This is a genomic window from Pseudomonas sp. GM17, assembly GCF_000282175.2.
Lineage (GTDB): Bacteria > Pseudomonadota > Gammaproteobacteria > Pseudomonadales > Pseudomonadaceae > Aquipseudomonas > Aquipseudomonas chlororaphis.
This window is the reverse complement of sequence record NZ_CP124732.1, coordinates 6,486,769-6,510,473: the sequence shown is the minus strand read 5'-3', so window position 1 is coordinate 6,510,473 and position 23,705 is coordinate 6,486,769. Positions and strand designations below refer to the sequence as shown.

Genomic DNA, 23,705 nt, shown 5'->3' with positions numbered 1-23,705 from the left:
TTAATCCCTACCGCTGAGTCCTACTCGGCGGGTGGTGGGTTCTCCAGCTTGTCGAGCTTGACCTCAAAGCCATATTCGACGGTATTGAGTTCGCTGCGCTGGTAGGTTTCCAGCTCGGTGGGCTGTCCATAGAAGTAATGCACGTCGAACAAGGCCGGGCCGTTTGCCGGCGCCTCATGGCTGACTGCAAGAATCTCCTTCAGGTACTGGCCGCTGGCTTCCTTGGCGTAGAAACGCCAGGCCTCGGCCGGGAACAGGCGCTGGTCGACGATCAGCGCATTGCCCCGCAGCTCCAGGCCTTTGGGTAGTTGGCTGACGGGCAGGGCTTTCTTCTCGATGCTGGCCAGGAACAGCGGGATCGCACCGACGGCGTAAGCCGGGGTTTCCGGGAACAGGGTCAGGTCGTAAGTGATCGAGCTGCGCATCGGATCGACCTCGACTGCCTCCGATGGCAGTTCGATGGGCTCGCCGCGTTTGCCGTTTTCGTTCTGGGTGAAGAAGGTCACGGGGCTGTCGCCGGTGGAGAAGGACGTGCCCAGCAACTCGTCATTGAAGGTTCTCGGGTGGTCGAACTCGATCCGCGCCGCGCTGGCGTCTTCGGTGGATTGATGAACGACCACGCTTTTCTTCAAGGTTTCTTGGTCGAGATTGGCGCCCTTGAGGTAGTTCGGTGCCTGATCGTCATACACCACTACCGGCATGGGCAGGGGCTGGATCTTGCTGTCGGTGGTCAGAGGGTCGAAGCGTCGCACCGGCAGATTGAGGTCTTTGCGGGTGATGGTGGCTGCGGAGAAGTCCAGCACATTGACTTCGAGCTTGTCGATCAGGCCGTTGAAATACACCTTGGTGTAATGGCTGTGCTGCTCGCGCTCGAAGGCTTTGCGCTCATTTTCGAGCTGCTGCTCGAACGCTTGGCTCCAGGCCTTCTGCCTCTGCATTTCGCTGAGCTGTTTGGTGTAGAAGGCGATCTGTTGGCTGTTTTCGTTGATCGACCCGGAGCGCGAAAGGATCTGCCCGGTAGTGTCCCGTGCCTGCACCAGCAATGGGTTGAGCGGCGTCTCGCTGAGTTCGGGCGACAATGGGGCGCTGTTGGTCAACTCGATTTCGGCGCTGTTCTTGTCCAGGGACAGCAGTTTCACGCTGACATTCTTGTCGCTGCGTTGCTTGCCGATATCGGCCTTGCCCAGTTCGAAGGTGAGGACCTGGTGTGGCGCGATCACTTCGGCCTTGCCTTGCAGCGTCACGGGTTGGGGCTGGTTCTTGTTTTCGACTTCCAGGCCTTCGATGAACGGGTAGGTCACCGTCAGGTCATCCGGGTTGGTCAGGTTGGAGCTGGACGGGCTCAACTGGATGCCGGGATCGGTTTCCGACCATTCGGGTTGGAAGGCGATGACCTTGCCGTTGCTCAGGGTCACGGATTGCCATTCCAGGCCGTGGGGGAAGGGGAATTGCGCCGGCATGTTGCAGCTGAAGGGAAACACCGGCTGCAGGTCGGTCAGGTAGTCGGAATTGGAGGTCTTGCGTAGTACGAACAGGCCGTTGAGGTAGGTGTCGACCAGCGCCTGCGGGCTGGGGTAGTGCTTGAGCAGGGCCAGGGCGTCATCGCCGTATTCGGTCTCGATGGGCTTGTTCTGGAGCCGCAGTTGCGCGCGTTCGAGCAGTAACAGCGAACCGCCCAGATCGGCGATGGCGTCCTTGAGCTTGGGGTCCTGGATAGCGTCCAGGGATTGTTCGAACTGTGCGGTTTTCTGTTCCAGGCTGACTTGCTGCTTCTCGTCGCTGGGCGAGCAGCCGCTGCTGAGCAGTACCGCGATACACAGGCCGGTACCCGCCAAAGGCAATCGCAAATCCATTCTCCAGGCTTCCTGTCCGATGTCATTGAGCTGTTCACGTGATTCCGACACTAGCAGAAAACGCTTTGGCAGACGCGCAGGTAATGGATTTGGTTGCGGTTTATGGGCTTTTGGCCGGCTGATATACTCGCCGCCGTTTTCAGACCTGTGTGAGATTCAATGGAACGTTTTATCGAGAATGCAATGTACGCCTCGCGCTGGCTGCTGGCGCCGATCTACTTTGGTCTGTCGTTGGGGCTGCTGGCCCTGGCCCTGAAGTTCTTCCAGGAAGTCTTCCACGTCATTCCCAACGTGTTCAGCATGGCCGAGTCCGATCTGATCCTGGTGCTGCTGTCGTTGATCGACATGGCGCTGGTCGGTGGCCTGTTGGTGATGGTGATGATCTCCGGCTACGAGAACTTCGTGTCCCAGCTGGACATCGACGAGGACAAGGAAAAGCTCAACTGGCTGGGCAAGATGGACTCCTCCTCTCTGAAGATGAAGGTGGCCGCGTCCATTGTGGCGATCTCCTCGATCCATCTGCTGCGGGTATTCATGGATGCGAAGAACATCGAGCCGCAGTACCTGATGTGGTACGTGATCATCCACATGACCTTTGTGATTTCGGCCTTCGCCATGGGCTACCTGGACAAGCTGACCAAGCACTGATCGCCTGGTCACCGCTGTAGCCGCGCCGCCCGGCCGTTGTGAAACGGACGGGCGGCGTCGTTTGTGGCTTGTGCTTTTACCGGCCGAGGCATATCCCTGTAAGGGTCACAGGCTTGAACTGCGCGAGGTGCACTCATGAACCTGCACGAGTTGAATGCTTATGCCGTCGCCGGAAAAATCGACGAGCTGAACCTGATCTCCCTCGAAGGCGGCATCTATCTGCTCGAGGCGCGGATGCATGGGGCGGCCTATCCGTTGAGCGATGCCCACGGTCAGATGTTGCATCTGCGTTCGGTGGAGCATGCCCGGGAAGTGTTGCACGCCTTTCCCAAGCTGCCCTTCAACCTGATCCATGCCTCAGTGCATGACGAGATGTGCGGCCTCTCGGCCGGTATCGATGACAGCCTGCGGGTGCCCCTCGCCGTCCGCTCGGCCTGACAGGCGGGACGCACGTTCATCATCGCCATGGCATCTGTGCTAGTCTGCTCGCCCTTTTGGTTCCGGGCGTCCCGGGATGCGCTGTGTACGCACGGCGGATTTCCGAGCCGTCCGCACAGCGGAGCAGTGTCATGTCCGAAGTAAATCTGTCCACCGACGAAACCCGCGTCAGCTACGGTATCGGCCGTCAGCTGGGCGACCAGCTGCGTGACAACCCGCCACCGGGCGTGAGCCTGGACGCCATCCTGGCTGGCCTGACCGACGCGTTCGCCGGCAAGCCTAGCCGTGTAGGCCAGGAAGAAATGTCCGCCAGCTTCAAGGTGATCCGCGAAATCATGCAGGCCGAAGCCGCTGCCAAGGCTGAAGCCGCTGCTGGTGCGGGCCTGGCTTTCCTGGCTGAAAACGCCAAGCGTGAAGGCATCACCACTCTGGCCTCCGGCCTGCAGTTCGAAGTGCTGACCCAGGGCGAAGGCGCCAAGCCATCCCGTGAAGACAGCGTGCGTACCCACTACCACGGCACCCTGATCGACGGCACCGTGTTCGACAGTTCCTACGAGCGCGGCCAGCCTGCGGAATTCCCGGTCGGCGGCGTGATCGCTGGCTGGACCGAGGCGCTGCAACTGATGAATGCCGGTAGCAAATGGCGTCTGTACGTGCCGAGCGAACTGGCTTACGGCGCGCAAGGCGTTGGCAGCATCCCGCCGCACAGCGTTCTGGTGTTTGACGTCGAGTTGCTCGACGTTCTGTAAGCCTCAGCTGCCGGGTTGAGCTTGCTCGCGATCCATACGCCGTGTTTGCGGTGTAGGGATCGCGAGAAGGCTTGCCTTGGCAGAGGGGTCAGGTGGGGTCATAGACGTATTTTTGCGCTCAGGCCTTGCCCTTCGGCTGTTCCAGTAGGGCGCAAGGCCCGTGCATAGCAGAACAGAAACAGGTTGCGCACCAGTTCCTTGAGCACCACTGGCTCGCTGGAACTCAGGCCGTTGAGGTCCAGGTCGCCCTGATCCTGCAGCTCGTTCAAGGCTTCTTCTTCCAGTACCGCACAGACTTCCCCGGTTTCCCGATGCAGGATTCTCAGGTAAGGGTGTGGGCGGTCCAGCCATGCGTCGATCAAATAAGTCATGAGTCTCATCTCTTTGATGGGTTTCAATGAGAATAATTCTTATTCAATGAATAGCAAGTACCTATTGGCGGTTTCTGCTTTTTTCTGTGTGGAAATTGTTGTGGGTCAAAAGGGCTGGCCTTTTGATATTTAGCGGGAAATGAGGGGAGCCTAGCGGGAGCGGGGAGGGCTTCACCCCGTGCCTGGCACGGGGCGATAGCCGGAATATCAGACCTTGCGGACGAACTCGGACTTGAGCTTCATCGGGCCGATACCGTCGATCTTGCAGTCGATGTCGTGGTCGCCATCGCACAGGCGGATGTTCTTGACCTTGGTGCCGACCTTGACCACCAGCGAGGTGCCCTTGACCTTGAGGTCCTTGATCACGGTGATGGTGTCGCCGTCTTGCAGGACGTTACCGACCGAGTCCTTTTTCACGGTTTCATCGGATGCGGCCTCGGCTTCGCCGTTGGCGGACCATTCGTGGGCGCATTCCGGGCAGACTAGTTGGGCGCCGTCTTCATAGGTGTATTCGGAATTGCATTTCGGGCAGGGTGGCAGCGTGCTCACTAAGGCTCCTCGGATTCAGGAAGGCTAAAAAGCGCACATTATATAGGGTTTTGCTTGGGGAAGGGGTATAGCGGGGGATCGAGGGGGAAAGCATCACGAACAAACCCGCTCCTGCGCAGGGCAGGAGCGGGCTTGTGTGCAGTCGGATCTTAGTGGGTGCGGGCTACGGCGAATTCGCTCAGTTCCACCAGCGCGTCGCGGTATTCGCTCGGCGGCAGGGCTTCCAGGCAGGCAATGGCGCGAGCGACATAGTCGCGGGCCAGTTGCGCGGTGTAGTCCAGGGAACCGGAGGCCTCCACGGCAGCGCGGATGCTTTCCAGGTCTTCGATACCGCCTTTCTGGATCGCCTGGCGCACCAGGGCAGCCTGTTCCGGCGTGCCTTCGCGCATGGTGTAGATCAGCGGCAGGGTCGGCTTGCCTTCGGCCAGGTCGTCGCCGACGTTCTTGCCCAGGGTTTGTGCGTCACCACGGTAGTCGAGCAGGTCGTCCACCAGTTGGAAGGCCACGCCCAGGTGATCGCCGAAGGTGCGCAGGGCTTCGCTCTGCTCTTCGGTGGCGCCGGCCAGGGCGGCGGCGCTGTGGGTCGAGGCCTCGAAGAGCATCGCAGTCTTGCCGCGGATGACTTCCATGTAGGTTTCTTCGGTGGTGCTGGCATCACGGACTTTCGACAGCTGCAGCACTTCGCCTTCGGCGATGATGCGGGTGGCCTGCGAAAGGATTTTCATCACCGGCATCGAGCCCAGCTCGACCATCATCTCGAAGGAGCGCGAGTACAGGAAGTCGCCCACCAGCACGCTCGGGGCGTTGCCCCACATGGCGTTGGCGGTCGAGCGGCCGCGGCGCATGCCGGACATGTCGACCACGTCGTCATGCAGCAGGGTGGCGGTGTGCAGGAATTCGATGGTGGCGGCCAGCAGGCGCAGGTCGTCGCCTTCGCGACCCAGGGCCTTGCCACACAGCAGCACCAATAAAGGACGCAGGCGTTTACCCCCGGCCGAGGTAATGTAGTCGCCGATTTTCGATACCAGCGGCACTCGGGAGGTCAGCTGCTTCTTGATGATGCCGTCGACGGCGCTAAAATCGTCCGCCACCGCGCGGTAGAAAGCTTGGGGTTGCATCAGCGACAGGTGCTCCAGAAGGGTTGCGCGGCATGCTAGGACCCACGTCCGGGGCTGTCAAGGCGCGATGGACGGCCCCTTGCATCGTCAAGACAGCTTGCGTACAATCGCGCACCCTGAACTTCCTGGGCAGCACCTGCCTTACGCAATTGCACTTGGGCCGTTCCAGCCCCATGCAGCCATGCCAGCCAATACCTCTTCTTATAAAGAGCTGGGTGAGCAGGATTATCGGAGAAATACCATGTACGCAGTAATCGTTACCGGCGGTAAGCAATACAAGGTCGCTGAAGGTGAATACCTGAAGATCGAAAAACTGGAAATCGCCACTGGCGAATCCGTGACTTTTGACCGCGTTCTGTTGGTTGCCAATGGCGACGACGTGAACATCGGCGCACCTGTTGTTGCTGGCGCAACCGTCAAGGCTGAAGTGATCTCCCAAGGTCGTCACGATAAAGTCCGCATCATCAAGTTCCGTCGCCGTAAGCACCACATGAAGCGTATGGGCCACCGCCAGTGGTTCACCGAGATCAAAATCACCGGTATTCAGGCTTAATTTCAGCCTAATTCCTCACTAGGAGAATTGAACTCATGGCACACAAAAAAGCTGGTGGTAGTACCCGTAACGGTCGCGACTCAGAAGCCAAACGCCTTGGCGTGAAGATGTATGGCGGCCAGGTCATCAAGGCCGGCAACATCATCGTGCGTCAGCGCGGCACCCAATTCCACGCTGGCTACGGCGTTGGCATGGGTAAGGATCACACCCTCTTCGCGAAAATCGAAGGCGTGATCAAGTTTGAAGTAAAAGGCGCCTTCGGTCGTCGTTACGTGAGCGTCGTCGCGGCTTAATTGCGCGATCGCTGGAAAAGCCCTGTCTCGCGACGGGGCTTTTTCGTTTGTGGGGTGAGTCTCTTGCAAAACTGTTTGTATGGGCTGCCAGCGCTGGATGTTACGGCCGTTGATCGGGGTCGCTGCGCTCATTTTTGCAAGAGTCTTATGTCTTAGTGTTTTTCGGCTCGCCCGTGCGGCGAGAGGCGTTTTGTTATGAAGTTCGTTGATGAAGTTTCGATCCGAGTAAAAGCTGGCGACGGCGGCAATGGCTGCATGAGTTTCCGTCGGGAAAAGTTCATCGAAAACGGTGGTCCGAACGGTGGTGATGGTGGCGATGGCGGCTCGATCTACATGATCGCCGACGAAAACCTCAATACCCTGGTGGACTACCGCTACACCCGTCATTTCGATGCCGAGCGCGGCTCCAATGGCGGCAGTACCGATTGCACCGGCAAGAAGGGTGAGGATCTCGAGCTGCGCGTACCGGTCGGCACCACGGTGATCGACGCCGGGACCCAGGAAGTGATCGGTGACCTGACCAAGGCTGGTCAGCGTTTGCTGGTGGTGCAGGGCGGCTGGCACGGTCTGGGTAACACCCGTTTCAAGTCCAGTACCAACCGCGCGCCGCGCCAGACCACGCCGGGCAAGCCGGGTGAGCAGCGTGACCTCAAGCTGGAGCTGAAAGTGCTGGCGGACGTTGGTCTGCTGGGCTTGCCGAATGCCGGTAAGAGCACCTTCATTCGCTCGGTGTCCGCGGCCAAGCCGAAAGTGGCTGACTATCCGTTCACGACCCTGGTGCCGAACCTGGGCGTGGTCAGTGTCGACCGCTGGAAGAGCTTCGTGATCGCCGACATTCCGGGTCTGATCGAAGGCGCTTCGGATGGTGCGGGCCTGGGGATCCGTTTCCTCAAGCACCTGGCGCGTACTCGTCTGCTGTTGCATCTCGTGGACATGGCGCCACTGGATGAAAGCAGTCCGGCCGATGCGGCGGAAGTGATCGTCAATGAGCTGACCAAGTTCAGCCCGTCCCTGGCTGAGCGTGATCGCTGGCTGGTGCTGAACAAATGCGACCAGATCCTCGAGGAAGAGCATGAGGCGCGGGTCAAGGAGATCGTCGATCGCCTGGAGTGGACCGGTCCGGTGTACGTGATCTCGGCTATTTCCAAAGACGGTACCGAGCGCCTGAGTCGCGACATCATGCGGTATCTGGAAGATCGTGCCGATCGTCTGGCGGCCGACCCGGCTTATGCCGACGAATTGGCCGAGCTCGATCAGCGTATCGAGGACGAGGCGCGTGCCCAGTTGCAGGCTCTGGATGACCAGCGTGCCCTGCGCCGCAGCGGCGTGAAGAGCGTGCACGACATCGGCGACGATGATTGGGATGAGGAAGATGTGGATGACGAAGATGGTCCGGAAATCATTTACGTCCGCGACTGATTCGTTGCAGTAAACTACAAGCGCCGCTCACTGAGCGGCGTTTTAGTATCCGGGAAACGTAGCCACGAATAACTTTATGGGCGCGCTCGGTCGCGTGGCTCTCAAGCTAAGGTTGAAGAAGATGCGGAGTAAGGTGACAGGTGCGCAGCGCTGGGTCGTGAAGATCGGCAGTGCGCTGCTGACGGCGGACGGCAAAGGGCTGGATCGCGCGGCAATGGGTGTCTGGGTCGAGCAGATGGTGGCCTTGCATGAGGCCGGTGTCGAGCTGGTATTGGTTTCCTCCGGCGCGGTCGCGGCCGGCATGAGCCGCCTGGGCTGGACCGCACGACCGAGTGCGATGCATGAGCTGCAGGCGGCCGCGGCCATTGGTCAGATGGGCCTGGTGCAGGCTTGGGAGTCGAGCTTTGCCGAGCACGGCTTGCACACCGCGCAGATTCTGCTGACCCATGACGACCTGTCCGACCGCAAGCGTTACCTCAATGCCCGCAGCACCTTGCGTGCGCTGGTCGAGCTCAAGGTGATTCCGGTCATCAATGAAAACGACACCGTGGTTACCGATGAGATCCGTTTCGGCGACAACGACACCCTGGCGGCCCTGGTGGCTAACCTGGTCGAGGCCGATCTGCTGGTGATCCTCACGGATCGCGACGGCATGTTCGATGCGGACCCCCGTAATAATCCCGATGCCCAGCTGATTTACGAGGCGCGTGCCGACGATCCGGCGCTGGACGCAGTGGCGGGTGGCACGGGTGGCGCGCTGGGGCGTGGCGGTATGCAGACCAAGCTGCGCGCGGCGCGTCTGGCAGCCCGTTCCGGGGCGCACACCATCATTGTCGGTGGGCGTCTGGAGCGTGTGCTGGATCGTCTCAAGGCGGGTGAGCGCCTGGGGACCTTGCTGTCGCCTGAGCGCGGCATGCTGGCGGCGCGCAAGCAATGGCTGGCTGGGCACCTGCAAACCCGTGGCACCCTGGTGTTGGACGATGGTGCGGTGTCGGCCTTGTCCCAAGGCAACAAAAGCTTGCTGCCGGTGGGGGTCAAGCTGGTTCAGGGCAGCTTCCGTCGTGGCGAGATGGTGGTATGCGTGGCGCCGGACGGGCGTGAAATCGCCCGCGGCCTGGCCAACTACAGCGCCCTGGAAGCGCAAAAAATCATCGGTCAGTCCTCTGATGCGATTGTCGGTTTGTTGGGGTACATGGCTGAGCCCGAGCTGGTTCACCGTGACAACCTGATTCTGGTCTAAGGAAAAACCAATGCGTGTAGCAAAAGGGTTGTTGGGGTTGCTGTTGGCGATGCCGCTGCTGGCCTGCGCTGAAGAAATCGGCCAGGTGTCGACGGTGTTCAAATTTGTCGGGCCTAATGACCGCATTGTGGTCGAGGCCTTCGACGATCCGAAGGTGGAGGGCGTGACCTGCTACCTGTCGCGCGCCAAGACCGGTGGCGTGAAGGGTGGGTTGGGTCTGGCGGAAGATCGCGCCGAAGCCTCCATTGCCTGTCGTCAGGTCGGCCCGATCAGCTTCAAGGGTGAGCTCAAGGATGGCGAAGAGGTATTCAAGGAGCGCACTTCGCTGGTGTTCAAGACCATGCAGGTGGTGCGTTTCCTCGACAAGAAGCGCAATACCCTGGTGTACCTGGTCTATAGCGATCGGTTGATCGAGGGCAGTCCGCAGAATGCGGTGACGGCGATTCCGATCCTGCCTTGGGCGCAGACTCCGTAACGGTCTTTAGGGCTGGCTCCTGCAGTGGTTATTCCCTGTAGGGGCTGCCGGTCGATGTTCGATTGCTGGCAATAGTGGTTTGGTGGTCAAGGCAGTAAATCGCAGGCAATAAAAAACCGACCCTGAGGTCGGTTTTTTAACAAGCGTGTCGCTTAGGCTGCAGCAGCAAGGTTCAGAGCCTTGATGTGGCCATTCAGACGACCTTTATGGCGAGCAGCTTTGTTCTTGTGGATGATGCCTTTATCGGCCATGCGGTCGATAACTGGCACGGCCAGAACATAAGCAGCTTGCGCTTTTTCAGCGTCTTTTGCGTCGATGGCTTTAACTACATTCTTGATGTAGGTACGAACCATGGAACGCAGGCTGGCGTTGTGGCTGCGACGCTTCTCAGCCTGTTTTGCACGTTTTTTGGCGGAAGGTGAGTTGGCCACCGTCGAGCTCCTCGAAAGACTTTTTGGGAAATAGCAAACAAAATAGGCCGCGAATCATGCCGATGAGTTGAAGGCTTGTCAAGGGCAGGTGATGCGTTCCGCTGAGTGGTTGGATCTGAAGAGGCGGGATATTTATTTCCGGCGCTTGACCTGTAAACTCGCGAGCTTTGGCTCTGTGCTGTTGCGGCGCGGAGTATCGCACAAGTGGGCGCATTGTTCGCCTGCTGTTTATCTACAGGCAAAAAACCTTTCCATGAACCTGCTCAAGTCGTTGGCCGCTGTCAGCTCTATCACCATGCTTTCCCGGGTTCTGGGGTTCGTGCGCGATACCATCATTGCGCGTACATTCGGCGCCGGAATGGCGACGGACGCCTTTTTCATCGCCTTCAAGCTGCCCAACCTGCTGCGTCGCATCTTTGCCGAGGGGGCTTTTTCCCAGGCCTTTGTGCCGATCCTGGCGGAATACAAAAGCCAGCAGGGTGAGGAGGCGACCCGGACCTTTATTGCCTATGTGTCCGGCCTGCTGACCCTGGTGCTGGCGCTGGTGACGGCGCTGGGGATCATCGCCGCGCCCTGGGTGATCTGGGCGACGGCGCCAGGTTTTGTCGACACCCCGGAAAAATTCACGCTGACCACCGATCTGTTGCGCGTGACCTTTCCTTATATATTGCTGATCTCGTTGTCCTCTCTGGCGGGGGCGATCCTCAATACCTGGAACCGCTTTTCGGTCCCGGCGTTCGTGCCGACGTTGCTGAACGTCGCCATGATCGTCTTCTCGGTATTCCTGACACCTTATTTCGATCCGCCGGTCATGGCCCTGGGCTGGGCGGTTCTGGCGGGTGGCCTGGCGCAGTTGCTGTATCAACTGCCGCACCTGAAAAAGATCGGCATGCTCGTGCTACCGCGCCTGAACCTGCGCGACACTGGGGTCTGGCGGGTGCTGAAGCAGATGCTGCCGGCCATTCTCGGGGTCTCGGTGAGCCAGATCTCGCTGATCATCAATACCATCTTCGCCTCGTTCCTGGTGGCTGGCTCGGTGTCCTGGATGTATTACGCCGATCGCCTGATGGAGCTGCCTTCAGGGGTTCTGGGGGTGGCGCTGGGCACGATCCTGCTACCGACGCTGGCCAAGACTTACGCCAACAAGGACCGGCATGAATATTCGCGGATTCTCGATTGGGGCTTGCGCCTGTGCTTCATGCTGGTGCTGCCTTGCGCGCTGGCCCTGGGGATTCTGGCGGAGCCATTGACGGTGTCGCTGTTCCAGTACGGCCAGTTCAGCGCCTTCGACGCCTCGATGACCCAGCGTGCGCTGGTCGCGTATTCGGTCGGTTTGCTCGCGATCATTGTGATCAAGGTGCTGGCACCGGGTTTCTATGCCCAGCAAAACATCCGTACCCCGGTGAAAATTGCGATTTTCACCCTGATCGTCACGCAACTGCTGAACCTGGCGTTCATCGGCCCGCTGAAACATGCGGGCCTGGCGCTGGCGATCAGCGCCGGGGCCTGTATCAACGCGGGTTTGCTGTTCTATCAGCTGCGCAAGCAGCAGATGTTCCTGCCGCAACCTGGCTGGGGCAAGTTTGCCCTCAAGCTAGTCGTCGCGGTGAGCGTGATGTCGGCGGTGTTGCTGGGGCTGATGCAGTTCATGCCGGCCTGGGATCAGGGGAATATGCTCGCACGCTTCCTGCGTCTGGGTGTGCTGGTGGTGGCGGGCGTGGTGGCCTATTTCGGCATGCTGGTGTTGTTCGGCTTCCGTCTGCGCGACTTCAATCGCAAGGCGTTGCACTGAGGTCCTGAGGCGCTTGGACGCCGGCGAGGCAGTGGTTTTGTCGGTTCGATCACTTTGGCGCGTGCTGTTGCCTGTCACCGGCCGTCGGGTGTGGTTATAATCGACCACTTTATGAGCAAGAAGCGCGTTATGCAGCTGGTCCGAGGCCTCCACAACCTGCGCCCCCAGCATCGGGGCTGTGTCGCCACTATTGGCAACTTCGACGGTGTTCACCGTGGCCACCAGGCTATCCTGGGCCGGCTGCGTGAGCGTGCGCTTGAGTTGGGCGTGCCCAGCTGCGTGGTGATATTCGAGCCGCAGCCGCGCGAGTTCTTCGCTCCGGATACCGCCCCGGCCCGCCTGGCACGCTTGCGCGACAAGCTGCAGCTGCTGGCCGAGGAGGGCGTCGACCGGGTCCTGTGCCTGGCGTTCAACCAGCGCTTGAGCAAGCTCAGCGCCAGTGAATTCGTCGAGACCATCCTGGTCGACGGCCTGGGTGTGCAGCACCTGGAAGTCGGCGATGATTTTCGTTTTGGCTGCGACCGGGTCGGTGATTTCGATTTCCTGCAAAAGGCCGGTATCACCCACGGTTTTACCGTTGAGGCCGCGCAGACCGTCGAACTGGATGGCCTGCGCGTCAGCAGCACTCAGGTCCGCAATGCGCTGGCGGCTGCCGATTTCGTATTGGCCGAGCGTCTGCTCGGTCGCCCGTTCCGCATCGCCGGGCGGGTCCTGCACGGGCAGAAGCTGGCGCGCCAGTTGGGTACGCCAACCATCAATGTGCAGCTCAAGCGCCGTCGCGTACCGTTGTCCGGGGTGTACCTGGTCGATGTCGACATCGACGGCAAGACCTGGCCGGGCGTCGCCAATATCGGCGTGCGGCCGACGGTAGCAGGTGATGGCAAGGCCCACCTGGAAGTCCATCTTTTAGATTTTGCCGGCGATCTGTATGACCGGCGTTTGACGGTGGTTTTCCACCATAAGCTGCGTGAAGAGCAGCGTTTCGCCTCTCTGGAGGCGCTGAAGACGGCGATCAACGCGGATGTCGCCGCCGCCCGTGCCGAAGTTGCACGTATCCATAGCGCCAATCGCTAATGAAGAGCCTTAAATGACCGACTATAAAGCCACGCTAAACCTTCCGGACACCGCCTTCCCAATGAAGGCCGGCCTGCCTCAGCGCGAACCGCAGATTCTGCAGCGCTGGGACAGCATTGGCCTGTACGGTAAGTTGCGCGAAATTGGCAAGGATCGTCCGAAGTTCGTACTTCACGACGGTCCGCCCTACGCCAACGGCTCGATTCACATCGGTCATGCGGTCAACAAGATTCTCAAGGACATGATCATCCGCTCGAAGACCCTGGCGGGCTTCGACGCGCCTTATGTTCCAGGTTGGGACTGCCACGGTCTGCCGATCGAGCACAAGGTCGAGGTCACCCACGGCAAGAACCTGTCCTCGGACAAGACCCGTGAGCTGTGCCGTGCCTACGCCACCGAGCAGATCGAAGGCCAGAAAGCCGAGTTCATCCGCCTCGGCGTGCTGGGCGACTGGGCCAACCCGTACAAGACCATGGACTTCGCCAACGAGGCCGGGGAAATCCGTGCCCTGGCGGAAATGGTCAAGGGCGGTTTCGTGTTCAAGGGGCTCAAGCCGGTGAACTGGTGCTTCGACTGCGGCTCGGCCCTGGCTGAAGCGGAAGTCGAGTACCAGGACAAGAAGTCCTCGACCATCGACGTGGCCTTCCCGATCGCCGACGAAGCCAAGCTGGCCGCCGCCTTTGGCCTGGCCAAGCTGAGCAAGCCGGCTTCGATCGTGATCTGGACCACCACTCCGTGGACCATCCCGGCCAACCAGGCGTTGAACGTTCACCCTGAGTTCAACTACGCCCTGGTCGACGCTGGCGACAAGCTGCTGGTGCTGGCCGAGGAACTGGTGGAGTCCTGCCTGGCCCGCTACAACCTGGAAGGCTCGGTCATCGCCACCGCCCCGGGTTCGGCGCTGGAGCTGATCAACTTCCGTCACCCGTTCTACGATCGTCTGTCGCCGGTGTACCTGGCTGACTACGTCGAGCTGGGCGCGGGTACCGGCGTGGTTCACTCCTCGCCAGCCTACGGGGAAGACGACTTCGTGACCTGCAAGCGTTACGGCATGGTCAACGACGACATCCTCAACCCAGTGCAGAGCAATGGTGTTTACGCCACCTCGCTGGAGTTCTTCGGCGGCCAGTTCATCTGGAAGGCCAACCCGGCCATCGTCGACAAGCTGACTGAAGTCGGTGCGCTGCTGCACACCGAAACCATCAGCCACAGCTACATGCATTGCTGGCGCCACAAGACCCCGCTGATCTACCGCGCCACCGCGCAGTGGTTCGTCGGCATGGACAAGCAGCCAACCAGCGGTAACACCCTGCGCCAGCGTGCGTTGCAGGCCATCGAAGAGACTCAGTTCGTGCCGGCCTGGGGCCAGGCGCGCCTGCATTCGATGATCGCCAACCGTCCGGACTGGTGCATCTCCCGTCAGCGCAACTGGGGCGTGCCGATCCCGTTCTTCCTGCACAAGGAAAGCGGCGAACTGCACCCACGCACCGTCGAGTTGATGGAAATCGTTGCCAAGCGTGTCGAGCACGAAGGCATCGAAGCCTGGTTCAAGATGGACGCGGCCGAGTTGCTGGGTGACGAAGCCCCGCAATACGACAAGATCAGCGACACCCTGGACGTCTGGTTCGACTCCGGTACCACTCACTGGCACGTGCTGCGCGGCTCGCACCCGATGGGCCACGCCAGCGGCCCGCGTGCCGACCTGTACCTGGAAGGTTCCGACCAACACCGCGGCTGGTTCCACTCGTCCCTGCTGACCGGCTGCGCGATCGATGGCAATGCGCCGTATCGCGAACTGCTGACCCACGGTTTCACCGTCGACGAGAACGGCCGCAAGATGTCCAAGTCCCTGGGCAACGTGATCGCGCCGCAGAAGGTCAACGACACCCTGGGCGCCGACATCATGCGCCTGTGGGTCTCGGCCACCGACTACTCCGGTGAAATGGCGGTTTCCGACCAGATCCTGCAGCGCAGCGCCGACGCCTACCGGCGTATCCGCAACACTGCGCGCTTCCTGCTTTCCAACCTGAGCGGCTTCAACCCGGCCACCGATATCCTGCCGGCCGAAGAAATGCTCGCCCTGGACCGTTGGGCCGTGGACCGTACCCTGCTGCTGCAGCGCGAGCTGGAACTGCACTACGGCGAGTACCGCTTCTGGAACGTCTACTCCAAGGTGCACAACTTCTGTGTGCAGGAGCTGGGCGGTTTCTACCTGGACATCATCAAGGACCGCCAGTACACCACTGGCGCCGACAGCAAGGCCCGTCGTTCGTGCCAGACCGCGCTGTTCCACATCTCCGAAGCGCTGGTGCGCTGGATCGCGCCGATCCTCGCCTTCACCGCCGACGAGCTGTGGCAGTACCTGCCGGGCGAGCGCAACGAGTCGGTCATGCTCAACACCTGGTACCAGGGCCTCAGCGAGCTGCCGGAAGGCTTCGAGCTGGACCGTGCCTACTGGGAGCGGATCATGGCGGTCAAGGTCGCGGTCAACAAGGAAATGGAAATCCAGCGCGCGGCCAAGGCCGTCGGTGGCAACCTGCAAGCCGAAGTGACCCTGTACGCCGAGGAAGCGTTGAGCGCCGACCTGGCCAAGCTGAGCAACGAGCTGCGCTTCGTGCTGATCACCTCCACCGCCAGCGTTGCGCCTTTCGCGCAGGCACCGGCGGATGCGGTGGAAACCGAAGTCGCCGGCCTCAAGCTGAAAGTGGTCAAGTCGAGCTTCGCCAAGTGCGCCCGTTGCTGGCACTGCCGTGAAGATGTCGGCGTGCACCCCGAGCACCCGGAAATCTGCGGTCGCTGCGTCGACAACATCAGCGGCGCAGGCGAGGTTCGTCACTATGCCTAATGCCGCGGGCCGTTTCGGCCGTCTGGGCTGGCTGTGGTTGAGCGTGCTGGTCCTGGTCATCGACCAGGCCAGCAAGTTGCACTTCGAAGGCTCGCTGTCGATGTATCAGCAGATCGTGGTGATCCCGGATTACTTCAGCTGGACCCTGGCCTACAACACCGGCGCGGCATTCAGCTTCCTGGCGGACAGCTCGGGCTGGCAGCGCTGGTTGTTTGCCCTGATCGCGGTGGTGGTCAGCGCGGTGCTGGTGGTCTGGCTCAAGCGCCTGGGGCGCAACGAAACCTGGCTGGCGGTCGCCCTGGCACTGGTGCTGGGCGGCGCGCTGGGCAACCTGTATGACCGCATCGCCCTGGGCCATGTGATCGATTTCATCCTGGTGCATTGGCAGAACCGCTGGTATTTCCCGGCGTTCAACTTTGCCGACAGCGCCATCAGCGTAGGTGCGGTGATGCTTGCGCTGGATATGTTCAAAAGCAAGAAAACCGGAGAAGCCGTTCATGACTGAACAGGTATTGGCTGAACAACGCATCGGCCAGAACACGGAAGTCACTTTGCATTTCGCATTGCGCCTGGAGAACGGCGACACGGTGGACAGCACCTTCGACAAGGCCCCGGCGACCTTCAAGGTCGGTGACGGCAACCTGTTGCCAGGTTTTGAAGCGGCCCTGTTCGGTTTCAAGGCGGGTGACAAGCGCAGCCTGAACATCGAGCCGGAAAACGCCTTTGGCCAGCCGAACCCGCAAAACGTGCAGATCATCCCGCGTTCGCAGTTCCAGGATATGGAGCTGTCCGAAGGCCTGCTGGTGATCTTCAACGATGCGGCGAATACCGAGCTGCCAGGCGTGGTCAAAGCTTTTGATGACGCCCAGGTGACGGTTGATTTCAACCATCCGTTGGCCGGTAAAACCTTGACCTTTGATGTCGAGATCATCGACGTTAAAGCGCTTTAAAGGCATCGCGAGCCGGCTCGCGTCTACAGTCTCCGTAGGGTTGCTGTAGGCGCGAGCAGGCCAGCGAGCAATCGCGAAGCGGTTGCACCGAATATTCCTTGCCCGCAAGACACGAGGCACAGCATGCAAATCAAACTCGCCAACCCCCGTGGCTTCTGCGCTGGCGTGGACCGCGCGATCGAAATCGTCAATCGCGCCCTGGAGGTCTTCGGGCCGCCGATCTACGTGCGTCATGAAGTGGTGCACAACAAATTTGTCGTCGAAGACCTGCGCGCTCGCGGCGCGATCTTTGTCGAGGAGCTGGACCAGGTGCCGGATGACGTCATCGTGATCTTCAGCGCCCACGGCGTTTCCCAGGCCGTGCGCAGCGAAGCGGCGGGCCGTGGCCTGAAAGTCTTCGATGCGACCTGCCCGCTGGTGACCAAGGTGCATATCGAAGTGGCGCGCTACAGCCGCGACGGTCGCGAATGCATCCTGATCGGCCATGCCGGCCACCCGGAAGTCGAAGGCACCATGGGCCAGTACGACGCCAGCAATGGCGGTGCGATCTACCTGGTGGAAGACGAGCAAGACGTCGCCGAGCTGCAGGTGCGCAATCCTGAAAAGCTGGCGTTCGTGACCCAGACCACCTTGTCGATGGACGACACCAGCCGGGTCATCGATGCCTTGCGCCAGCGTTTCCCGGCGATTGGCGGGCCGCGCAAGGACGACATCTGCTACGCCACGCAGAACCGTCAGGACGCGGTCAAGCAACTGGCCGACGAGTGCGATGTGGTACTGGTGGTGGGCAGCCCGAACAGCTCCAACTCCAACCGCCTGCGTGAACTGGCCGAGCGCATGGCCACCCCGGCGTACCTGATCGACGGTGCCGAGGATATGCAGCGCAGCTGGTTCGACGGCGTCGAGCGCATCGGCATCACCGCCGGAGCTTCGGCTCCCGAGGTGCTGGTGCGGGGCGTGATCGAGCAGTTGCACGCCTGGGGCGCTACCGGCGCCGACGAATTGGCCGGCCGCGAAGAAAACATCACTTTCTCCATGCCCAAAGAGCTGCGCGTTCGCTCCCTGCTCTGATCAGCCCTGTCTGTCGCATAACGCCTGCGCGGCCTTGTCGCTGCGCAGGCTGACCCGCCCACTGCGGGAAAGCACCACCTGGTGCTGGCTCGTTCCCGGATCGGCCGCGCAGATGTGCAGCGTCCCGGCCTGAAAGGCGCCGCTGGGCAGCTGCGGATCACCCAGGCCACTGAAGCGCACGAAATGCTCCACTGGGCGATTGCCGACAATCGCCACCCGGGCGTCCCCCCGGCGTTCAAGCAATACCGGGTTATCGCTGTCCTGCGGGCCCTCGCCGCTGATATCCAGAATGATCCGCCAGCCTTGGCTCCAGTCGTCGTTCAACCCGTGAATCACGGTTCGCTGCTGACGCAGGATGGCTTCGGTGCGCGCATTGCGAATACCGCTGGCAAGCATCTGCGCGGCATCCAGCCGGCGTGTCGACTGGAACAACTCCCCGAATGAGGTGGTGGCGAACAGCATCAGCAGGCTGGCAAGCGCCAGGCCCACGATTATTTCGATCAGGCCGAAACCCTTCTGCGGCATGGTTCTCCCTCCATGGAGTGCGCCAGGTCCGGACAATCCTGCCCGGCCATTGAGCAAAACCTCAAACCCTCGGTCTATGAAGGTTCGAAGTGCCAGGGCCAGTTATAGCCGCTGGCCGCTCAAGGGGATGGCATGCGTCACCGTACAGAAGGTTTCACGCTGATCGAATTGCTGGTAGCCCTGGCAGTTTCGGCGGTTTTGTTGACCCTGGTGGTTCCTGCGTTCAGTCAGATGGCGCAGCGCTCCAAGGCCGACAGCGACATCAGCGAACTGCTGCGCAGCTTGAATTACGCGCGTCTGGAGGCGATCGACAGCGGCTTGCCGGTGCACCTGCGCCCGGCCGCGGTCGATTCGGACTGGAGCCGGGGGCTGTCGATTTATCAAGGCGACGGACCGGCGACGAATGTATTGCGGGTTGTTCCCGCGGTCAGTCGCGGCGCCCGGCTGACGCTAACCTCTGAATTCGACAGCATTGGCTTCAACGCGTTGGGCGGTGTATCGGCAGCGGTCCCGCCGGTCATGACTTATGTGCTGGGCGAGCAACACAGGACGATCACGCTGTGCCTGAATGGACGGATAGCGGTAAACGGGGAGTGCCAATGACGGGCAGGAGCGTGCAGGCCGGAATGACGCTGATCGAGGTGCTGGTGGCGGTGCTGATTCTCGGCGTCGGCCTGCTCGGTGCGGCGGCGGTCCAGCTCAATGCCCTGCGCTACACCGACAGTGCATTGATGACCAGCCAGGCCAGCTTCATCGCCTATGACATGCTCGATCGCATCCGCGCCAACAGCGCCGCGGACTACACCGTGGCAGCTCCCGAGGCCGGCAATTTCGGTGTGGTTCGGGACCAGGACCTCTATGACTTCCAGCGCAATGTCGAGAGTTTCGGCGGGCCGACCGCCGAGGGCCATATCAGCCTCAAACAGGGCGTGTTCACCATCAGCATCACCTGGGACGACGCCCGTGCCGCCCATGTTTCTGCCCAGCCTGCTGAAGGCTCTCGCAGTTTTGTCCTGAGCAGCCGGGTGGCGGTGGATCCGGGGAGCAAGCCATGAGACGCGGGAACAGCGGTTTCGGTCTGATCGAAATGCTGGTGGCGCTGGCGTTGAGCCTGATCGTGGCCTTGGGCGTGACGCAGATTTTCATCTCGGCCAAAAACACCTATGTCAGCCAGAACGCTTCGGCCAGCCTGCAAGAGGATGCGCGCTTCGTGCTGAGCAAGATGATCCAGGAGATACGCATGGTCGGCATGTTCGGCTGCCTGCAGAGCATCGCCGATGCCAGCATTGCCGCGGACTTCGCCGGCCATGCGCAAACGCCGATCCGCTGGGACAACGCCAACCACCGGCTGACGCTGGTCACGGCCGATATCGGCGACAGCGGTGGCGCCCCGACCTGGACCGTGCTGAGCGATTGCCGCAATAGCGCCACCGCTTATACCGGTGCCCGCAAGGCCCTCTCGGGGCAGCAGGCGTTTGCGGTGCGGCGCCTGGTGTACAGCTTGAAGGACGATCAACTGCTGATGGGCACCGGCACTGGCTCCGGCCAGGCGGTGCTGGTGAACAATGTCAGCGCGTTCGACGTGTCGTTCGGCATCGCCAGCACCGCCACGGATGTCGCGGCCTCCAGCTATAGCCGTGATCCCGCAGACCCGGCACGGATCCGCAGCGTGCGTTTGAGCCTGACCCTGAGCGATCCCCAGGCGCGAGTGCGGCCGCAGACGTTCAATGTGGTGGCCGCCTTGCGCAATCGCCTGTTGTGAGGGAGTTGCCGATGACTTCGTATCGAACGGCTCCCGGGGCGCAGCGCGGCATGGCGCTGTTGATGAGCTTGGTGTTCCTGTTGCTGCTGACCTTGATTGGCATTTCGTCGATGCAGAATGCGACCTTGCAGGAAAAGATGGCCGGCGGCCTGTGGCTGCGCAATCAGTCGTTCCAGGCGGCGGAGATGGCGCTGCGCATCGGTGAGAGCGCGGTGCAGCAGGACAGTTATGTATTGGCGGCCTGTAGCGGCGGCCAGTGCGCGCCGCCCGGCGAGTCCGCGGCTGTCAGCGCCGCGGGCCACAACAGCCATTCGGGCGTGACCTGGATCACCACCGGTAACGGATTTTACGCTGTACAGAACCTCGGTACGACGCTGGGGGCAGTCCATGTGCCGAGCAACACTTCCGCGACCCTATACCGGGTGACCGCTGTCGGGCTGGCCGGCCACTCGCGCAGCGTGCTGGAGAGCATTTATGCCAAGTATTGAAAGGCCTGGGGGATTGCTGGCTGGCGCTTTGCTGGGCCTCTATCTGAGTGCCCCGGCCTATGGCTTCAGCCCGGCGCAGGCACCTTTGGCGAACGCGGCGGCGGTGGCACCGAATGTGATGCTGCTGCTCGACGATTCGCAGAGCATGAACAGCATTGTCTATGCCCCGGGCTTCGATCCCGGGCTGGCGCGGGCGCCGGTCAGGCCGTGCCGGATGCAGGCGGGCGAATGCCTGGCCGGAGCCAGTCCGAGCGCGGATTCGCTTGCTCTCTCAACGCTGAGCCAGGCGGGCTGCGCCAGCGGTTATGTCGGTTTCTACCGCGACCATGCCCGGTCACAGTGCCTCAAGCTGCCTGATCCCGCGGGGAACGGCCGCACCCGTTATTCGGCTGCCTATTTGGCTTACCTGCTGGCCCTGGCCGACGGTCGCGATCGGGATTTCACCGATGGCTCGATTCCCGTTCAAGACCGGATGACCCTGGTGCGTGAGGCCGCCAGCAAGCTGGTGGCTGACAACCGCGCGCTGCGCATTGGCCTGGCGAGCTTCAACCCGCCAGCGGGCGGCGATCTGGCGCCGGGTGGGCGTATCGTGCGCGCCATCAGCGATCTGGCTCCGGTCGGCGATCAGGTCAGCCGGGCTCAGGCTGACGACAATTACCGGGTATTGCTGTCCGCCATCGGCGGGCTCAGGGCCTCGGCCGAGGCGCCGCTGGCGGAAACCTATTACGAGATCAGCCGTTATTTTCGGGGGCTGACGCCTTACTACAACAGCACGCCCTCTACCTATGGCAGCCCGATCCAGTATCGCTGCCAGCGCAATTACGGCCTGGTGGTGACCGATGGCCTGCCCAGTTACGACCACAGTTTTCCCTCCCGTGAACCCCAGGGGGCGAGCAGCCTGCCAGATTGGGATGGGGTGCCCAATGACGGCATTAATCCTGGTGGTAACGAGGAGGGCAGCAGCTTGTATCTGGATGACATCGCCAAGCTGGCGGTGGATATCGACATGCGCGCGGCAGGCATGGATATCGCGGGGAAAAGCTGGGATTCGGCGGGCTTCGCGCAACAGCACATGAACACTTACACCATCGGTCTCAACGCGCAGTACCCCATGCTGCTGGATGCGGCGAACTATGGCCGGGGCAAGTTCTACCCGGTGACCGACAAGGCGGGGCTCGACGCCGCGCTGGCCTCGGCCCTGGGCGAGGTTTCGGCTTCCACCGCCCAGGCGGGCAGCGCCACGGCGGGGGCCGCCGGGCTGGCCAGCGGTTCGAGTTATTTCCAGGCGTCTTATGACCCCGCCGATTGGCACGGCACCATCAGGGCGTATGGCATCAGCCCCGCTGGTGCGGTCGACACCAGTACGCCGCTGTGGAGCACGGACTCGACCCTGGTTGCCGATGCGTCGCCGGGGATCTTCCAGACCTGGAACAGTGCCTCCCGAACCGCCGTTGCCTTGCGCCATGACCAACTGTCCGGTGCGCAGCAGGCCGCGCTCGCCCAGAACCTGCCGCCCGGCACCACCGCGGCCGATCTACTGGCCTGGAGCCAGGGGAGTAACCGGGCCGGGCTCAAGGTGCGGAGCCGATTGCTGGGAGACATCGTCAACTCGCCGCTGGTCATGGCGGCGCCGACCGCGCAGGACGCCGCCGACCTGCAGGGCGACAGCGACTACAGCGCCTACCTGGCGAGCAAGGCCCAAGGCATGACCCCGAGCCTGCTGGTCAACGCCAATGACGGCCTGCTTTCGCTGATCGACCCTGAGAATGGCCGGCGCCGCTACGCCTATATGCCCTCCAGTGCCTTGCCGCTGCTGCATCACATCGCCGACCCCGGCTACGTCAACGGGGAGCGTCACCGGTTTTTGGCCGATGGCCCGGTGGCGGTCTTCGATGCCCAACTCGGCACGGCCTGGGCAACCCTGGCGCTAGCGGGCACCGGGGCCGGAGGCAAGGTGTTTTACGCGGTGCAGCTGTATGGCCAGGCCGGCAATACGCCGCAGGCGCTGTGGGAAATTGCCGCGCCTGTGCTAGCCGATAGTAACCACCCGTTCAATGACCTGGGTTATGCCTACGCCCGCCCGGAAGTGGCACGCTTGGCCGACGGGCGCTGGGCGGCTTTCATCGGCAATGGCTATGGCAGCCATTCCGGGCTCGCCGCCCTGTATGTGGTGGATATTCGCGATGGCTCGCTGATCAGGAAAATCCCGGTCGATGGCAATGGGCAGGAGAATGGTTTGTCCTCGGTGAAGGTGCGGGTGGACAGCCAGAATGTGGTCCAGGCGGCCTATGGCGGCGATCTCCAGGGTCATCTGTGGAAGTTCGATTTGAGCGGTTCGGCGCCGGAAAGCTGGGGTCCGGCCTTTGGCGGTGCTCCGTTGTTCAGCGCTCTGGGTGGCGCGAGCCAGCCGATCACCGCGCAGCCGTTGCTGGTGGATCATCCCGAGGGCGGCAAGCTGGTGCTGTTTGGCACCGGCAAGCTCAGCGAGCTGGCCGACAAGCGCAGCAAGGATGCCCAGGGTTTCTATGCGGTCTGGGATGCCCCGGCTGGGACGGGCCGCATCACCGTGGCTGACCTGCAGGCGCAAGCGATCACCGGGCTGTTTGCCGGCAGCGCGGGCTCCTATATCACCAGCACCCAGGCGGACGTCAGTTATCCGGCCGAGCAGGGCTGGTACCTGCCGCTGGGGGAGGCGTCGAGTGGTGAGCGGGTCATCAATCAGGCCACGCTGGTGGCGGGTCGCATTGTCTTCAGCACCGCCGCTGTCGAGGCGGTCGACCCTTGTTCCAGCGCCGGCAACGGCAAATTGGTCGAGCTGGACGCATTCAGCGGTAAGATGCAGGGCGACGCGGTGCTCGACACCAATGGCGATGAAGTGGTCGATGGCCTGGATACGCCTTCCAGCGGTGTCATCTTTACCGGCGGCATTCCTGCATTGAGTGCTGTGCTTAACCGCGCTACCCGCAAAATCGTCAGCGATTCCGGCGGCGGTATCGCCTCCCTGGTCGAGAAACCGGGCGGTGGCAGCCGCCGCATCATGTGGCGACAAATACAGTAAGTG

General features: G+C 61.7%; 25 protein-coding genes. 19 read left to right on the top strand and 6 right to left on the bottom strand.

The genetic code is table 11. From position 1 onward, the window contains the following. Positions 1–20: 20 nt before the first annotated feature. A complete protein-coding gene (locus PMI20_RS29225; protein WP_007924754.1) occupies positions 21–1,853 on the bottom strand; it encodes a hypothetical protein in 1,833 nt (610 codons plus the stop codon). A gap of 159 nt (positions 1,854–2,012) precedes the next feature. On the opposite strand from PMI20_RS29225, the gene PMI20_RS29220 reads away from it, so the two are divergent. The 3 genes from PMI20_RS29220 to bamJ all read left to right on the top strand — a co-directional run bounded on the left by PMI20_RS29220 (position 2,013) and on the right by bamJ (position 3,688). Further along, the gene (locus PMI20_RS29220; protein ID WP_007924753.1) at positions 2,013–2,501 is read left to right on the top strand and encodes a TIGR00645 family protein; all 489 of its coding nucleotides are present in this window, start codon (positions 2,013–2,015) and stop codon (positions 2,499–2,501) included. Positions 2,502–2,636: 135 nt separating this feature from the next. Beyond that, positions 2,637–2,939, top strand: coding sequence for a DUF6482 family protein (locus PMI20_RS29215; RefSeq protein WP_007924752.1), 303 nt, complete (start codon positions 2,637–2,639; stop codon positions 2,937–2,939). A 131-nt stretch (positions 2,940–3,070) separates the two neighbouring features. Beyond that, a complete protein-coding gene (gene bamJ, locus PMI20_RS29210; RefSeq protein ID WP_007924751.1) occupies positions 3,071–3,688 on the top strand; it encodes a BamJ family beta-barrel-assembly machinery protein in 618 nt (205 codons plus the stop codon). A gap of 98 nt (positions 3,689–3,786) precedes the next feature. Here the strand turns inward: bamJ and PMI20_RS29205 are convergent, their stop codons facing one another. The 3 genes from PMI20_RS29205 to PMI20_RS29195 all read right to left on the bottom strand — a co-directional run bounded on the left by PMI20_RS29205 (position 3,787) and on the right by PMI20_RS29195 (position 5,726). Further along, the gene (locus PMI20_RS29205; RefSeq protein WP_007924750.1) at positions 3,787–4,059 is read right to left on the bottom strand and encodes a PA4570 family protein; all 273 of its coding nucleotides are present in this window, start codon (positions 4,057–4,059) and stop codon (positions 3,787–3,789) included. Between the two features lie 207 nt (positions 4,060–4,266). Beyond that, a complete protein-coding gene (locus PMI20_RS29200) occupies positions 4,267–4,608 on the bottom strand; it encodes a zinc ribbon domain-containing protein YjdM (protein WP_007924748.1) in 342 nt (113 codons plus the stop codon). 149 nt (positions 4,609–4,757) lie between these two features. Continuing rightward, positions 4,758–5,726 (bottom strand): polyprenyl synthetase family protein, encoded by a 969-nt coding sequence (locus tag PMI20_RS29195; protein ID WP_007924747.1) that lies wholly within the window; start codon positions 5,724–5,726, stop codon positions 4,758–4,760. A 241-nt stretch (positions 5,727–5,967) separates the two neighbouring features. Between PMI20_RS29195 and rplU the strand changes: the two genes are divergently transcribed. The 5 genes from rplU to PMI20_RS29170 all read left to right on the top strand — a co-directional run bounded on the left by rplU (position 5,968) and on the right by PMI20_RS29170 (position 9,706). Continuing rightward, the gene (gene rplU, locus PMI20_RS29190; RefSeq protein WP_007924746.1) at positions 5,968–6,279 is read left to right on the top strand and encodes a 50S ribosomal protein L21; all 312 of its coding nucleotides are present in this window, start codon (positions 5,968–5,970) and stop codon (positions 6,277–6,279) included. A 35-nt stretch (positions 6,280–6,314) separates the two neighbouring features. Continuing rightward, on the top strand, positions 6,315–6,572 hold the full coding sequence (gene rpmA / locus PMI20_RS29185) for a 50S ribosomal protein L27 (protein ID WP_003228360.1): 258 nt from the start codon (positions 6,315–6,317) through the stop codon (positions 6,570–6,572). Positions 6,573–6,767: 195 nt separating this feature from the next. Further along, a complete protein-coding gene (gene cgtA, locus PMI20_RS29180; protein ID WP_007924745.1) occupies positions 6,768–7,991 on the top strand; it encodes an Obg family GTPase CgtA in 1,224 nt (407 codons plus the stop codon). A 121-nt stretch (positions 7,992–8,112) separates the two neighbouring features. Then, complete coding sequence (gene proB / locus PMI20_RS29175; protein ID WP_007924743.1) at positions 8,113–9,231, top strand: glutamate 5-kinase; 1,119 nt, start codon at positions 8,113–8,115, stop codon at positions 9,229–9,231. A gap of 10 nt (positions 9,232–9,241) precedes the next feature. Next, entirely contained in the window at positions 9,242–9,706 is a 465-nt protein-coding gene (locus PMI20_RS29170; protein ID WP_007924741.1) for a CreA family protein, read from the top strand. Positions 9,707–9,858: 152 nt separating this feature from the next. Here the strand turns inward: PMI20_RS29170 and rpsT are convergent, their stop codons facing one another. After that, positions 9,859–10,137 (bottom strand): 30S ribosomal protein S20, encoded by a 279-nt coding sequence (rpsT, locus tag PMI20_RS29165; protein WP_007924739.1) that lies wholly within the window; start codon positions 10,135–10,137, stop codon positions 9,859–9,861. Between the two features lie 253 nt (positions 10,138–10,390). Between rpsT and murJ the strand changes: the two genes are divergently transcribed. From murJ to ispH, 6 genes are all read left to right on the top strand, one after another. Next, on the top strand, positions 10,391–11,929 hold the full coding sequence (gene murJ / locus PMI20_RS29160) for a murein biosynthesis integral membrane protein MurJ (RefSeq protein WP_007924737.1): 1,539 nt from the start codon (positions 10,391–10,393) through the stop codon (positions 11,927–11,929). A 129-nt stretch (positions 11,930–12,058) separates the two neighbouring features. Continuing rightward, positions 12,059–13,003 (top strand): bifunctional riboflavin kinase/FAD synthetase, encoded by a 945-nt coding sequence (gene ribF, locus PMI20_RS29155; RefSeq protein ID WP_007924736.1) that lies wholly within the window; start codon positions 12,059–12,061, stop codon positions 13,001–13,003. A gap of 13 nt (positions 13,004–13,016) precedes the next feature. Then, complete coding sequence (ileS, locus tag PMI20_RS29150; protein ID WP_007924735.1) at positions 13,017–15,848, top strand: isoleucine--tRNA ligase; 2,832 nt, start codon at positions 13,017–13,019, stop codon at positions 15,846–15,848. Next, positions 15,841–16,353, top strand: coding sequence for a signal peptidase II (gene lspA, locus PMI20_RS29145; protein ID WP_007924734.1), 513 nt, complete (start codon positions 15,841–15,843; stop codon positions 16,351–16,353). Before ileS ends, lspA begins: the two co-directional genes overlap by 8 nt. Before the next feature lie 7 nt (positions 16,354–16,360). Further along, positions 16,361–16,798, top strand: coding sequence for an FKBP-type peptidyl-prolyl cis-trans isomerase (fkpB, locus tag PMI20_RS29140; protein WP_177323788.1), 438 nt, complete (start codon positions 16,361–16,363; stop codon positions 16,796–16,798). Positions 16,799–16,921: 123 nt separating this feature from the next. Beyond that, positions 16,922–17,869 (top strand): 4-hydroxy-3-methylbut-2-enyl diphosphate reductase, encoded by a 948-nt coding sequence (ispH, locus tag PMI20_RS29135; RefSeq protein ID WP_007924732.1) that lies wholly within the window; start codon positions 16,922–16,924, stop codon positions 17,867–17,869. Here ispH and PMI20_RS29130 read toward each other — a convergent pair whose 3' ends face one another. Beyond that, positions 17,870–18,394, bottom strand: coding sequence for a GspH/FimT family pseudopilin (locus PMI20_RS29130; protein WP_007924731.1), 525 nt, complete (start codon positions 18,392–18,394; stop codon positions 17,870–17,872). A gap of 132 nt (positions 18,395–18,526) precedes the next feature. Between PMI20_RS29130 and PMI20_RS29125 the strand changes: the two genes are divergently transcribed. Genes PMI20_RS29125 through PMI20_RS29105 form a run of 5 tightly spaced genes read left to right on the top strand, consistent with a single transcriptional unit; the run spans position 18,527 to position 23,702 of the window. Continuing rightward, entirely contained in the window at positions 18,527–18,997 is a 471-nt protein-coding gene (locus PMI20_RS29125) for a GspH/FimT family pseudopilin (RefSeq protein WP_007924730.1), read from the top strand. Further along, positions 18,994–19,449: a type IV pilus modification protein PilV gene (gene pilV / locus PMI20_RS29120; RefSeq protein ID WP_007924729.1), complete on the top strand. Its 456-nt coding sequence runs from the start codon at positions 18,994–18,996 to the stop codon at positions 19,447–19,449. Before PMI20_RS29125 ends, pilV begins: the two co-directional genes overlap by 4 nt. Continuing rightward, a complete protein-coding gene (locus PMI20_RS29115) occupies positions 19,446–20,156 on the top strand; it encodes a PilW family protein (RefSeq protein WP_007924728.1) in 711 nt (236 codons plus the stop codon). Before pilV ends, PMI20_RS29115 begins: the two co-directional genes overlap by 4 nt. Before the next feature lie 11 nt (positions 20,157–20,167). Then, positions 20,168–20,644: a pilus assembly PilX family protein gene (locus PMI20_RS29110; RefSeq protein WP_007924726.1), complete on the top strand. Its 477-nt coding sequence runs from the start codon at positions 20,168–20,170 to the stop codon at positions 20,642–20,644. Next, positions 20,631–23,702, top strand: a complete 3,072-nt coding sequence (locus PMI20_RS29105) for a pilus assembly protein (protein WP_007924725.1) — start codon at positions 20,631–20,633, stop codon at positions 23,700–23,702. Before PMI20_RS29110 ends, PMI20_RS29105 begins: the two co-directional genes overlap by 14 nt. Positions 23,703–23,705 lie beyond the last annotated feature (3 nt).